Here is a 13,232-nt window from a genome sequence, read left to right as displayed (position 1 = left end):
TATGAATGTCTAATGACTCAAAAATGACGACTAGGTTACGAATTCATGGCAGTTTTATTAATTGATTGGAATTTAACCTATTGTTTTTACAAGTAAAACTGTGAGCGCAATGGTGCGTATATGGGACGCTGTAATGTTAAGTCTTTGAAATTAAACAACTAGAGAAAATTGTGTTGCGATATCAGATTGGAATGTCGGACATTTTTTGATGTGAAAACGTGTAGGCATTTATTCCACAGAGAAAAAACTGTTTCAGTTCAAGTAATTGAGGGCATTTGTGATCTCCATCACGCATTGGTTTTGGTGTATTGAACAGTTCATGAGCGGGGTCAGAGCGTAGCCTGAGAAATTGGTATTTACTTTATCTATCACCAACAAGGATCTTGGGGAAAGAATATGCGCTTCGGAGACTCTAGTAAAAGAGTTTTGCTACCGTTATTAGGTTTATGGTTGGTACTACTTTTTCCTTCCGTGCCTGTCATTGCAAATACAATGTCCGCCTCTGAAGTGGTTAGATTATCCGATCAACAAATGCGAGGTGAATCTGGATACAGCGAAATGACGATGACCATCACTCGCCCGACCTGGACTCGGAGTATGAGTATGAAATCCTGGAGTAAGGGCTTAGATTTATCCTTGGTACTCGTCACCGCACCAGCGAAAGATAAAGGCAGTGCCTCACTCAAGCGTCACAATGAAATGTGGAACTGGATTCCCAGCATTGAAAAAGTCATAAAAATAGCGCCATCAATGTTAGGACAATCTTGGATGGGCTCTGATTTTACTAATGATGACTTAATTAACCAAAGTTCTATCGTGGTGGACTATCAACATGCGTTTACTGGCAGTGAAGAGTTCGACGGCGTAGAGTGCTACGTCATTGATGCTAGTGCAAAACCGGATGCTCCGGTGGTATGGGACAAAGTTCGATTGTGGATATCAAAGGATAATTTATTACAGCGTAAGGTAGAGTTTTACGATGAATTTGCAGAACTCGTCAACACGATGAAAACCTTTGATATCAAGCCCATGGGAGGCCGCAATGTCGCCTCGAGAATGTCCATGATACCTGCGGATAAAGAGGGACATCAGACTGAAATAAAGATTCACGCCGCCCAGTTTGATTTTGATATTGATGACGCATTTTTCTCTCAGAGTCAAATGCGCGCATTGAGAGATTAACGCATGTTATTGCGCTTAGCATGGCGGAATATCTGGCGTCAAAAACGTAGGACCATTCTAACGGCGTCCGCGATTGCGTTGACGCTATTTTTGTCGCTGGTCATGCGAGCCTTCCAAGAAGGGCAGTACACCCACAATATCTTAAATAGCGCTAAGATGGGTACGGGTGTTGTTCAATTGCAAAATCCTGAGTACAAAGAGAACAATAGCATTGATGAGCTATTGCCCGCTTCAGATGAGTTTATCTCTGATATCCGTCAAGTTGACGCTATTGATTACCTATTGCCTCGTATAGATAGCTTTATATTGGCGGCCAGCGACCAGCGTTCAAAGGGCGTAATGCTTTCAGGAATTAACCCAAGTTTAGAGGATACCTATTCCAATCTGAGCGAGCGCATTATTAAGGGAGAGTATTGGTCAGAGGACGCCACTGGCGTGATAGTTGGCGAGGGTGTCGCCCAGTATCTTGGACTCACGGTTGGAGATGATATTGTCTTTTATGGACAAGGCCATCACGGGCAAATGGCGGCAGGGCTTTTCGAGATCAAAGGCATTGTTCATTACCCCATAAAGGAGATGAACAACCAGCAGGTGTATCTTTCGCTGATTGATGCTCAAAAGCTGTTTAGCGCGGGAAATCAGGTGACCTCATGGGTTATTGGGTTGAGCGACCTTTCTAAATTGCCCTTCGTTATACAACAACTCAGTGATGCTTATCCCGAGGGCGTATCCATACGTGATTGGCGAGATCTATCCCCAGAGCTTGAACAAAGTATTGTCTTAGATAGAGTAGGAGGCCTCGTTATGATGTATTTATTGTACATTGTTGTTGGCTTTGCTCTGTTTGCCACCTTGCTAATGATGACTCTAGAGCGTTTGAGAGAATTCTCTGTGATGCTTGCCACCGGCATGGCTCGAGCTCAGTTACTTCGGTTAATCGTTATTGAATCCAGCATGATTGGTTTGTTAGGTATTGCGGTAGGGGTATTGACAGCTTCGCCTTTACTCCTTTATTTCTTCCATCAACCAATACGCTTAGCCGGCGAGATGGCCCAGGCGATGTTGGACATGGGATATGAGCCCGTGATGCCCGTTTCGCTAGACCCTGCTTTGTTTCAAGAGCAAATCGTCATAGTGGCGGCTATAACCATGATTTGTTTGGTGTATCCAATGTGGAGGGTGATGAGGCTCGATGCGGTTTCTGGACTCAAGGGAGGGTTCCATGCTCATTAAGCTAGCCTGGAGAAACCTATGGCGAACCCCACTTCGTACTTCAACCATATTATTAGCAATTGTCATTGGCGTACTTAGCGTAATTTTAATGATTGGCTTCATGTCGGGTTTGATGACCAATATGTTAGGCAACGCGATTCAATGGCAAACCAATGCGATTCAAATTCACCACCCAGATTACTCCCTAGAACCTGATGTCAATCTCGTTATAAACGATACAGAGTCCATACAGGCGTTGATAGGTGGTGAGAGTGCTGTCACAGGCTATAGCGAAAGACATATAGTTACTGGAATGATCGCATCAGCCAGGGCCAATCGAGGGATAAGGATATTGGGTGTATTACCAGAGCAAGAAGCGCAAGTTACGCCCATAAAAGACAAGCTTGTAGCGGGGCAATGGCTTAGCGCAGAAGGACGAAGCCCTATCGTACTTTCAAACAAACTGGCTGATAGATTGAAACTGAAGCTTGGGTCTAAGGTTGTACTGACCTTTAGCGACACTCATGGTGAGGTGACCGGTGGTGCTTTTCGGGTTAAAGGGATTTTTATTAGCCCTAGCGCCTCGTTTGATGACAATAGCGTGTTTGTCAGAAAGTCCGACCTCACTGAGTTCACGGGAGTCTCTGGTATCCACGAAATAGCGATTGCCATGGAGGACTATCAACTCGCCCCTGCATTGGCGATTAGGCTTTCTGATCTGCTAAACGCCGAGGTGAGTGTAGAAGACTGGCAGACTCTGCAACCTTACTTAAAGACGCTCATATCGAGCATGCAATCCTTTAACTATCTGCTCCTTGTTATCTTTGTGGCAGCTATGGGGCTTGGGATCATTAATATTATGCTCATGTCGGTATTTGAGCGCACACAGGAGTTTGGCGTGCTGATGGCGGTCGGAATGGCGCCAGAGAAAGTAAGAGGGTTGATCGTATTAGAGGCGGTCTTTTTAGGGCTCACTGGCGCAGGTGTTGGCGTGCTTCTGGCGCTTGGTATTACCGATATTTTACAAACAACAGGCATTGATCTCAGCATTGCATCCGAAGGGCTTGCTGAGTTTGGTATCGATACCGTGTTCTACCCACAAGTGACGTCTTCCCAATACATTACTTTAGCATTTTCCGTTTTGTTGGTGAGCGTGCTTTCAGCCTTGTATCCAGCTAGGCAAATTATTAAGCAAAGTCCAATCCAAGCAATGAATGATAAACATTGAGCGAGCGAGCCATGACGATCAAAGTGCGTAAGTTAACGAAAATCTACAACCCGAACACTGACTTTCCAGTGGATGCTCTTAAGAAAGTGGATTTATCCATCGAGCAAGGAGAGTTTGTTGCGGTGATGGGGCCTTCAGGATCGGGCAAGACAACCTTACTCAATATGTTAGGGGGGTTGGATACGCCAACAAAAGGTGAAGTAAAGATAGATGATCTTGTTATTACCAGTTTGAGTGAGAAAGAGAAGATTCAATTTCGCCGTGACCAAGTGGGATTCATTTTTCAGGACTACAGCTTACTGCCGGTGCTGACTGCACTGGAGAACGTCGAGTTCATTATGCAACTGCAAGGGGCAACAGCGTCAGAGAGTAGGGCTCGTGCCAGTAAGTTACTAGAGAGAGTGGGTTTGGGCAGTCATTTGCATAAGAGACCCTCTCAGTTATCCGGCGGGCAGCAACAGAGGGTCGCAGTGGCAAGGGCATTAGCACCTAATCCTAAATTCGTAATGGCAGACGAGCCCACCGCCAACCTTGATGCGAAAAGCACCGCCGATCTACTGGATATTATGCAGCAACTCAATGAATCTGAGGGCACGACGTTTATCTTCTCAACTCACGATCCAAGGGTTATCTCGCGAGCCGCTAGGGTGATAGTGATTGATGACGGCGCAGTGACCGAAGACAGCTTAAATCCCGATTATCGTCCCCATTTGATTCCAATGGCTGAGTGAGCAAAGCCATGCGTGTCTTCATCGTCTCCTTACTCTTGTTGCCACTTTTATTGCAGGCGCAAATTCCAGGGTTAGAACCAGAGAAAGACTGGGAGTTGTCGGGTTATGTTAACTATATGATGACAGGCACACTTATTGATGGCGGAGAGGATCTCTTTGATCACCAAGTCCATAATCGGTTGGATTTTGAGTATCGCTTTAGTAGCCAATTACGCTTTAATGCTAGCGTTCGAAATCGTTTGTTCTGGGGGGACTCAGCGCAAAGTGAGTTATATCGTGAAGTCATTGGGTTCGACCCAGGCTATCTAGACCTCACGTTTAATTGGGGTGAGGGCAGCGATTTTTTCGCCAACTCTCAATTTGATCGGCTTTATGCAGATTGGCATAGCGACAATTATCAGGGGAGAGTGGGGCGGTTTCGTATCAATTGGGGTATGAATACCATTTGGAATCCCAACGATATCTTTAATTCTTACTCTATATACGATGTGGACTATCCCGAACGACCTGGCACAGATGCACTTTATTTGACCAGAAAGCTAGGCTACGCCAGTGAGCTAAATCTCGCATTTAGCCCTTCAGAAGATAGTGAGTTGCACAGTTACTCTGCACGCTACCTGTTTAATGTGGCGAACTGGGATGCCCAGGTCATTGTTGGAAAGGCTAACCTTGATTTTGTCATAGGGGCAGGGCTTGCTACTGACCTTGCGGGTGCTTCGTTGAAGGCCGAAAGTACGCTATTTAGCCCCACTAAGGATGAATGGCAAACAGCGGATGGCAATTTACAGCCGCTAACGACATCCGTGGTTTCTAGTGTAGAGCTTGGATATAACTTCTCAGGTGCCAGAAACTGGATGAGCACGGTGGCACTGCTACATATCACTGAGCCTCAAGACGTACAAAACGCTATCGTCTTTCTTAATCTACCCTTAACTGCACGAACTTTGAGCTTTACCGAATTTACTGCTTATGCAGATCTAGGGTTTGAGATTACGCCGCTGAACCGCATTGTATTCTCGGGTTCTTACTACGATGATGACTCTTTTTATCTTGGTGTTTCTAGTACCTCTTCGCTATCGAATGATTGGCAATTAGTGCTAGTAGCGCAACGTTTTGATGGTGCCAGTGACAGCTTATTTGGCCAAACACCGAATACCCTGATCTTTGCTAATCTAGGGTGGAACTTTTAACTTGCAATTAGTGTGTCTACCCTTTAGGGTCGTCACCCTTGAAACAGCGCTACTTACCTAATCCATAAAAGGAATCTCCCTTGAGCGACAATAAATTTTCTAAGTTACCTTTATCTCAGCCATTGCTTGATAATTTGGCGTCGATGGAGTATTCCGAGATGACGCCTATACAGGCGCAAAGCTTGCCACTGATGTTAAATGGTAAAGACGTCATTGGTCAGGGCAAAACTGGATCAGGTAAAACAGCAGCGTTTGGTCTAAGCCTTTTGACCAACCTGAATGTGAAGCGATTTCGCGTGCAGTCATTGGTATTGTGCCCAACTCGTGAGTTGGCTGACCAAGTAGCAAAAGAAATCCGAAAACTGGCACGTACTATTCACAATATAAAAGTACTCACTTTATGTGGTGGTGTGCCTATGGGGCCTCAAATTGGCTCTTTGGAGCACGGTGCACACATTTTGGTAGGTACACCTGGTCGCATTCTTGATCACTTGGAAAGAGGTCGTATCAATCTAGCAGAGCTGAATACTCTAGTGTTGGATGAAGCTGACAGAATGTTAGACATGGGCTTTCAGGATGCTTTAGATGCGATTGTTGCTGAAGCGCCGAAACAGCGCCAGACTTTGCTATTTAGTGCCACATTCCCTGAAAAAATTCAGCAGGTTGCGGCTCGCATTATGCAAGACCCACAATTAGTTAAGGTTGAGTCTACCCATGAGCAAAGCACTATTTCTCAACACTTCTACAAAGTAGATGATAATGAGCAGCGTATGCAAGCATTGGAAACATTGTTGCTGACGCACCAACCTGAGTCTGCGGTGATCTTCTGTAATACCAAGCGAGAAGTTCAAGAAGTAGCCGATGAGCTTCATTATAAGGGCTTTAGCGTTATTGACCTGCACGGTGACCTAGAGCAACGTGAGCGCAACCAAACGCTGGTTCAGTTTTCAAATAAGAGCATCTCGATTCTTGTTGCCACAGACGTAGCAGCACGTGGACTTGATGTAGAGAACCTGGATGCGGTCATTAACTATCAGCTATCTCGTGATCCTGAAGTGCACGTTCACCGTATCGGTCGTACTGGCCGTGCAGGCAGTAAAGGGGTTGCGTGCAGTCTTTTCAATGACAAAGAGCATCACCGCGTTGCCATGATCGATGAATACATGGATATTGCCATCGAACCAGAAGCGCTTCCACAGACCTCAAACAATACACCGCTTCAACCAACCATGGTGACCATCGAAATTTCTGGTGGTAAGAAGCAAAAAGTGAGAGCAGGGGACATTCTTGGTGCCTTAACGGGTCAAAATGGCATTGACGGTAAAATGGTAGGTAAAATCAACCTATTTGATATGCGTGCTTACGTAGCTGTCGATAAGTCATTGGCTAAGGTTGCACACAAGAAGATCGAAAACGGCAAAATGAAAGGCCGTAAGTTTAGAGCCCGTATTCTTTCTTAATCGTTAAGTTTGGCCCCATTAGTTTACATTGAGCTGATGGGGCTTTTTATTATTGCTTATATCTCTTCTGCTAGTATTTTCTAACCTTCTAGATTTTATCTTCTCTCGTTTTTATTCTTGCTTAGTACGATGACTTTCTGCTTTTCGCTAAGAACATGTGGTTTACTTTATGCGTATGTGATACCTTATTGGTGGCTGGCTACTTCAATCAGTTTTCTGGATTTTAATTCAGTGCAAGATAGTTAAAGAAATGCTTATGTACGCAAAATATACTCCTGCCTGATGATTCATCAATTGCTTGTTATTTTATCGAATATCGTACTAAAAATAGTAAAGGTATGATTTTATTAATATTCAATTACTATTTTTTATAGTGAACACTGTGCCATAAACTTCATTTACATAAAATTTTAATATAAATTACTTACTGTTTTATTCATAGGATCTATAGAAAGGTTATGCAAATGGTACATCGTTGCAAAAATTGCGCTGCTCAACTCCCATACTTCAGAGAAAGGAGAAGCCTGGTTGAGAAGTTGTTCTTAAAAAGAAACAAACGAAAGTATATATGCTCTAAATGTGGACAGACGAACTTCATTTCATAGTTACTTGTTTGTTGAAGCAACATGCACTTCTCATCGCTTACTATTTGAGCTCAATCACTAGATCTCCGATAGGAGCGCTCGGAGATGACGGCATTGAATGCTCGAAGTGTTTTCCGAGTTGGCGTACCAGTCGAGCATCTTTGCATGCTGTTTGCCTCGTACCGCAATCACCAGATCTCCGATAGGAGCACTCGGAGATGACAAGAGTCGAACCTCGTCATGCCCAAAGTGTTTTCCGGGCTGGCGTACCAGTTGGGCATCTTTCCATCCTGTTTGCTTCGTACTGGAATCACTAGATCTCCGATAGGAGCACTCGGAGATGACAGAGTCGAACTTCGTCATGCTCGAAGTGTTTTCCGAGCTGGCGTACTAGTCGAGCATCTTTGCATGCTGTTTGCCTCGTAACGCAATCACTAGATCTCCGATAGGAGCGTTCGGAGATGACAAGAGTCGAACCTCGTCATGCCCAAAGTGTTTTCCGGGCTGGCGTACCAGTGGGGCATCTTTCCATCCTGTTTGCTTCGTACTGGAATCACTAGATCTCCGATAGGAGCGCTCGGAGATGACAGAGCTGAACCTCGTCATGCTCGAAGTGTTTTCCGAGTTGGCGTACCAGTGGGGCATCTATCAAGTGTATGACTCAGCAAAGATGAACAACGCAGATGCGTAGGTATCTTTGACCAATGATATAAGCTCAAAGAATAACAGAGATATATCAAAATCATTTCTGTGCGTTTGTTGAACAGGTTATTTTAGGTGAGTCCAAGGCCTTCCCTTGGAGCAGCCGCAATGGCTGATAGATTTCCACAGGACAAAATAAGCATGGATGTTTTTTTCTAGGAGCACCTATGTCTACACATAATGACTTGAAGACTAATATTGAAACCGATGCGATGAGTGCCAGCACAAAGGCAAGGGCTGCTGTAACAGTGCCTTCAGAGCAAAATCCACCTCTGAAGCTAATGCCATATAGAAAGACTCACACCTATTGCCAAGGGTTATTTGATCGCAACGGAAAAGTCTATAAGTTCTTATCTACAAAAGGGAGCAGACATGCTCCAGCGGAAGTGACGGTAAAGTGCGTATTGAATAATACGCCCTTCAACCTGCCTGAGGGTGAGGTTGCGCAGCTAAGAAGCTTGTTGAATCAGTAAACTTTTGGGGTATGGATGTCGTTATATTGGCGAATCCATACCTTTTTGTTAAAGCTTTACTTCTGACTACCTAATCAAATACGGGAAGAGTTTCGCTTTCTCTTCAGCAGTCAAACCTTCCACTCTCGCAATATTATTGTCTGGAATCGCTTCAGGATCAGGATAGTGCTTTAAAACCCTTTCCATAGATTCTTCACGGATCAAGTGGATAGTGGGATAAGGCGAGCGGTTGGTGAGGTTTTCCGCATCTTCTGGCTCTGTGCCACCGAAACAGTAATCAGGATGAAAGCTGGCTACTTGATAGATCCCTTCATACTCTTCTTGCTTCAACAACGCATCAACCCAATCTAAGAAGAAGTTATAATCCATAAAATCTTCAAGCATTGCTGGGGCGACCACCAATGTGGTCTCAAGTTCTTTGGGCTCTTTGCTGTCCAACTCTCGCAATTCTAACAAGATAAACTCTAGAAGTGCCTCTTCTGAGGTGGCTTCTGTTACCGCAATCTTTATTTGCTTGTTCTTATTTGGTTTATGCGCAAAAGGGCATAAGTTCAGGCCTATGACCACTTGCTCAAGCCAATCCTGAGTTTCTTTTTCAACCTGCTGTATATTCATACTCATATTATTTTGTGTTGAATCCCTGTTTCTGCAGAAAGTCATGCATAAATGGGCGTGCTTCCTTGCTGAGTGTCTGGGTGATCTGTGTTGACCATGAAACCGCTTTTTTGTTGTCTGTACGCGTCGCGTAATAATCTTGAATGTGCGCATCATATTGTGCCAATTCATCCAAGCTTATTGGCTGATAATGTTCTTGATGCACGACAATAGACTTAGGTAAGCGTGGCTTGGTTTCTGGGTTTTGGTTTGGATAGCCTAAACAAAGCCCAAACAGAGGAATGACATGTTTAGGAAGGGCTAGAAGCTCCGTTACCTTATGCGGGTTATTTCGCAGACCACCAATGTAAACCCCACCAAGGCCAAGAGATTCCGCTGCAGTTAAGCAGTTTTGCGCCATCATTGCGGCATCGATAGAGCCAATCAGAGTTTGTTCGGTAAACCCTAACTGGGCTTCAGGATGAATTTGCTGGTGGCGATTGTAATCCGCACAAAAGACTAGAAATTCCGAGCAGCTTTCCACATAGGGTTGCCCCCCTGCATATTCGGCAAGTTTTGATCTGTTTTCAGCAGTTGAAACGCGAACAACCGACACACACTGAATAAAACTAGAGCTGGACGCCGCTAGGCCACAGTTAAGAATAGTGTCGAGAAGGCTAGAGTCTATTGGCTGCTCGGTAAAAGAGCGAATTGAACGGTGGCTGAGTAGAGTGTTGATGGTGCTATTCATCTTGCTTTCCATGCGAAATCGTTGGATTTCAGAGTAACAATAATGAGTAACAGAGAAAAGTAACTTATTGAGGAGTGGGAGGTAATATCAATCACACTAAGTAAGTGCTCAGAATTAGCGTAGGGAAAATACTCAAGAACAAGGCAGGATTTTTCGACAAGTAGTTATTGAGTACGATTGGTATAAGAGAGTAGTGGATAAAAAGAAGCCCCACACAGCAAGCTGGTGGGGCAAATTTTTAAACGCAGCAATCCCGCTACAAACACATTCCCTAATACTATCCTTGCTCAGGCTAAGTCCATTAACCCAATCCTTTTGCATCGTCTTCCTGACGGTGTCCTTGAACTCAACGTCCAGTGTTGAATCTTTCGCCTATCCTAAGGCTCTACTTCCGTGTTGACTACTTCCTAGTAATCGAATCTTCTTCCTGAAGATACCCAGTCCTTTAGGTTTTCCTTTCCTGCCAACTCCCTGTCGACAAGAAACATATTACTGTACTGGTGATTCTTATCAACGGTGTACGAGCTTATACGATAAAAAATAACTGAACGATCATTGTTGAAAATAAGTTATTTAGAATAATAACAATGGGTTACGTGAAATCACAGGAAGGTGTCTATACTAAAAAACACTTTATTCCCACACTGTTGTGAGAGATCTCTTACAGAGCCTATAGACATTAGGGAGCATCTGTATTTTTGCAGTAAACTGATTGATGAGGCAGGCTTTATTACCCGCAACTAGTATCCATATCTATTCTATATGGTTACACTATTTTCTATAGAACTTACCTTTAATGATCACTCAAGGGAATGAGAAAACGCATGCATCCACATCAATATCTAGACTCGTTGAACAAAGAATATTTGGCGGTCCATCGCCAAAAAGAGGATCTATTCTGGGAAACCTATATGGGCATCTCAAACGATCAAGCGGGTTCGGCTCAAGCTGAAACCCACTGGAACCAATTTTTAAGCAATGCCGATAGACTCTCAGAAATACAACTGCAACTGGAAAAGCTTCAATCGACGCCATTAAACGATAAGGCTGATGTCGTTAAGGCTGGGCTTGAGGGATGGCTTGCTACGTTTAAAGCTCATGCTTTGCCTACTCGTGAAGCGCGAGAGTTGAAGGCTGATTTAATTAAATTTGAGTCTGAGCTATTTGAAAGGAAACAGCAGCACACCCAAATCTTTATTGATGCACAAGGCAATAAGCAAGAAGGGTCACTTCCCGTACTTGCTGCCAATATCCGTACTAGCGATAATGAGTCGGTTAGAAAGTCATCGCATCAGGCTATGCTAGATCTTGAGCAATGGTTACTGGTGAATGGACTTTTGGACCTAGTTAAACTGCGCAATCAATTCGCTCGCTCATTGGGATATGACAATTTCTTTGACTATTCGATTGTGAAAACAGAGCAAATGACCACAACAGAATTGTTCACCATACTGGATGATTTTGAACAACGAACTCGCGAAAGTAACTTGAGTAGTCTTAAACAATTGGCAAGTGATAAAGGACAGCAAGCCCTTGAAGGTCACAATTTTGTGTACTCTTTTTCGGGTGACGCAATGCGTGATCTTGACCCGTATGTACCATTTTCACAATCGTTGCGCCGATGGATTGAATCGTTTGGTCGATTGAATATCAACTATTCTAATGCGGAGCTGACCCTAGATTTGCTCGATCGCAAAGGCAAATACCCTAATGGATTTTGCCATGGACCTATCCCATCGTTTTACGACAACTCACAATGGGTACCCGCTAAGGTTAACTTCACTAGTAACGCTAAACCCGATCAGGTAGGCAGTGGCTACGATGGCATTAACACCTTGTTCCATGAGGGCGGACACGCTGCACACTTTGCCAACGTGAAGATGAATGCTCCGTGCTTTTCTCAAGAGTTTGCTCCGACATCAATGGCCTATGCAGAAACACAATCAATGTTTTGTGACAGCCTCTTAGAAGATGGTGACTGGCTAAAGCTCTATGCATTGGACGAAAATGGCGTGGCCATTCCCGATTCAGTGATAAAAGCGATGATAGAAAGTAAGCAGCCTTTCAAAGCCTATACTGAGCGCAGCATTCTAGTGGTGCCGTATTTTGAACGAGCCTTGTACCAATTAGCGGATGAAGAACTCACGCCTGAAAACATCACTCGATTAGCGCGTGAAATGGAGAAAAACATCCTAGGTCTGGAGTGCAGCCCAAGACCGCTAATGGCAATACCTCACTTACTATCGGATGAGTCGGCTTGTGCCTATCAAGGTTACCTGTTGGCACATATGGCGGTATATCAAACCAGAGCTTATTTCACTAATAAGTTTGGGTACCTAACGGATAATCCTGAGATAGGGCCTTTGCTAGAAGAGCATTACTGGCATCAAGGCAATGCGGTCAATCACAACCAAACCATAATTCAGCTAACGGGCGAGGGATTTAATGCCAAATACCTTGCTGACGAATGTAATTTGACGTCTGAACAGGCATGGCAGATAGAGCAGGATAAAATCTCTGTGCTTGCAAACAGGCCTCGAGCTTGCGTTCACTCTCTTAATGCAAAAATCAGCATTGTGGATGGTGATAAAGAGCTCGCGAACAACGAGCTAAGTGATGAGCAAATGTGCCACGATTTTGAGCAGTATATTGTTGAATACTATGGACGTTAATTGAGAGTGCTCCTGTTTATCTATACTTATCAGTATTAAGGTGAACGGGAGCCTTTCATGAGCCATGCTTGTCGAATCAGTAAGCTGTCCTCTCTTTTAATAGTGAGTGCCCTGTCTTTGAATGTAATGGCTTTTGAAGCAATGGCAAACGAACAGCTAACATTGACCTGCAAGCTTAGCTCTACGCCAGACTATTTCCTCTACTACTCAAGCCAACTGGTATTCGTGAGCAATGATTTTGCGTTATTGCAGAATTTTCAGGGTAGGGTAAGCACTCATATTGAACTGGCAACAGGGAAAATGATTCGCACAACGTTTATCGGCCAGCCTTTTGATGCGCATACACAAACGCTACAGGGAGAGTGTTTTGAGGCTAGAGAGGTCATCGAGAGCTGGCTTGAAACTGAACAGTAGATCTCGAATAAGTAGAAAGTAAAAAAGGCCAGATTCGTT

At 44.2% G+C, this 13,232-nt stretch carries 11 protein-coding genes; 9 read left to right on the top strand and 2 right to left on the bottom strand.

Features of this window, described 5'->3' with window-relative positions; translation table 11 throughout:
* Positions 1-396: 396 nt before the first annotated feature.
* From D5I41_RS01225 to D5I41_RS01195, 7 genes are all read left to right on the top strand, one after another.
* Complete coding sequence (locus D5I41_RS01225; protein ID WP_119008116.1) at positions 397-1,182, top strand: outer membrane lipoprotein-sorting protein; 786 nt, start codon at positions 397-399, stop codon at positions 1,180-1,182.
* 3 nt (positions 1,183-1,185) lie between these two features.
* On the top strand, positions 1,186-2,415 hold the full coding sequence (locus tag D5I41_RS01220; protein WP_119008115.1) for an ABC transporter permease: 1,230 nt from the start codon (positions 1,186-1,188) through the stop codon (positions 2,413-2,415).
* Positions 2,405-3,622 (top strand): ABC transporter permease, encoded by a 1,218-nt coding sequence (locus tag D5I41_RS01215; RefSeq protein WP_119008114.1) that lies wholly within the window; start codon positions 2,405-2,407, stop codon positions 3,620-3,622. Before D5I41_RS01220 ends, D5I41_RS01215 begins: the two co-directional genes overlap by 11 nt.
* A gap of 11 nt (positions 3,623-3,633) precedes the next feature.
* Positions 3,634-4,353: an ABC transporter ATP-binding protein gene (locus D5I41_RS01210; RefSeq protein ID WP_119008113.1), complete on the top strand. Its 720-nt coding sequence runs from the start codon at positions 3,634-3,636 to the stop codon at positions 4,351-4,353.
* A gap of 8 nt (positions 4,354-4,361) precedes the next feature.
* Positions 4,362-5,543: a hypothetical protein gene (locus D5I41_RS01205; protein WP_119008112.1), complete on the top strand. Its 1,182-nt coding sequence runs from the start codon at positions 4,362-4,364 to the stop codon at positions 5,541-5,543.
* A gap of 80 nt (positions 5,544-5,623) precedes the next feature.
* Positions 5,624-7,003 carry an ATP-dependent RNA helicase DbpA gene (gene dbpA / locus D5I41_RS01200; RefSeq protein WP_119008111.1) on the top strand — a complete coding sequence of 460 codons (1,380 nt, stop codon included), beginning with the start codon at positions 5,624-5,626 and terminating at the stop codon, positions 7,001-7,003.
* A gap of 1,453 nt (positions 7,004-8,456) precedes the next feature.
* Positions 8,457-8,762 carry a hypothetical protein gene (locus tag D5I41_RS01195; protein WP_119008110.1) on the top strand — a complete coding sequence of 102 codons (306 nt, stop codon included), beginning with the start codon at positions 8,457-8,459 and terminating at the stop codon, positions 8,760-8,762.
* A gap of 66 nt (positions 8,763-8,828) precedes the next feature.
* On the opposite strand, the gene D5I41_RS01190 is transcribed toward D5I41_RS01195, so the two are convergent.
* Together D5I41_RS01190 and nfsA are read right to left on the bottom strand one after the other, a co-directional pair.
* Positions 8,829-9,383 carry a DUF1415 domain-containing protein gene (locus D5I41_RS01190; protein ID WP_119008109.1) on the bottom strand — a complete coding sequence of 185 codons (555 nt, stop codon included), beginning with the start codon at positions 9,381-9,383 and terminating at the stop codon, positions 8,829-8,831.
* Position 9,384: 1 nt separating this feature from the next.
* On the bottom strand, positions 9,385-10,107 hold the full coding sequence (gene nfsA, locus D5I41_RS01185; RefSeq protein ID WP_119008108.1) for an oxygen-insensitive NADPH nitroreductase: 723 nt from the start codon (positions 10,105-10,107) through the stop codon (positions 9,385-9,387).
* Positions 10,108-10,931: 824 nt separating this feature from the next.
* Between nfsA and D5I41_RS01180 the strand changes: the two genes are divergently transcribed.
* The gene (locus D5I41_RS01180) at positions 10,932-12,779 is read left to right on the top strand and encodes a M3 family metallopeptidase (RefSeq protein WP_119008107.1); all 1,848 of its coding nucleotides are present in this window, start codon (positions 10,932-10,934) and stop codon (positions 12,777-12,779) included.
* Positions 12,780-12,836: 57 nt separating this feature from the next.
* The gene (locus D5I41_RS01175; RefSeq protein ID WP_119008106.1) at positions 12,837-13,193 is read left to right on the top strand and encodes a hypothetical protein; all 357 of its coding nucleotides are present in this window, start codon (positions 12,837-12,839) and stop codon (positions 13,191-13,193) included.
* Positions 13,194-13,232 lie beyond the last annotated feature (39 nt).

This window comes from Vibrio superstes (assembly GCF_003569005.1).
In the GTDB taxonomy this organism is placed as follows: Bacteria; Pseudomonadota; Gammaproteobacteria; order Enterobacterales; family Vibrionaceae; genus Vibrio; species Vibrio superstes.
The sequence above is the reverse complement of the archived record's forward strand: the minus strand, read 5'-3'. Positions and strand labels throughout refer to the sequence as shown.

What these genes read in the sequence shown, in the direction of transcription:
- D5I41_RS01225 (WP_119008116.1), top strand. Translation starts at nt 397, where the DNA reads ATGCGCTTCGGAGACTCTAGTAAAAGAGTTTTGCTACCGTTATTAGGT.
- D5I41_RS01220 (WP_119008115.1), top strand. Translation starts at nt 1,186, where the DNA reads ATGTTATTGCGCTTAGCATGGCGGAATATCTGGCGTCAAAAACGTAGG.
- D5I41_RS01215 (WP_119008114.1), top strand. Translation starts at nt 2,405, where the DNA reads ATGCTCATTAAGCTAGCCTGGAGAAACCTATGGCGAACCCCACTTCGT.
- D5I41_RS01210 (WP_119008113.1), top strand. Translation starts at nt 3,634, where the DNA reads ATGACGATCAAAGTGCGTAAGTTAACGAAAATCTACAACCCGAACACT.
- D5I41_RS01205 (WP_119008112.1), top strand. Translation starts at nt 4,362, where the DNA reads ATGCGTGTCTTCATCGTCTCCTTACTCTTGTTGCCACTTTTATTGCAG.
- D5I41_RS01195 (WP_119008110.1), top strand. Translation starts at nt 8,457, where the DNA reads ATGTCTACACATAATGACTTGAAGACTAATATTGAAACCGATGCGATG.
- D5I41_RS01190 (WP_119008109.1), bottom strand. Translation starts at nt 9,383, where the DNA reads ATGAGTATGAATATACAGCAGGTTGAAAAAGAAACTCAGGATTGGCTT.
- nfsA (WP_119008108.1), bottom strand. Translation starts at nt 10,107, where the DNA reads ATGAATAGCACCATCAACACTCTACTCAGCCACCGTTCAATTCGCTCT.
- D5I41_RS01180 (WP_119008107.1), top strand. Translation starts at nt 10,932, where the DNA reads ATGCATCCACATCAATATCTAGACTCGTTGAACAAAGAATATTTGGCG.
- D5I41_RS01175 (WP_119008106.1), top strand. Translation starts at nt 12,837, where the DNA reads ATGAGCCATGCTTGTCGAATCAGTAAGCTGTCCTCTCTTTTAATAGTG.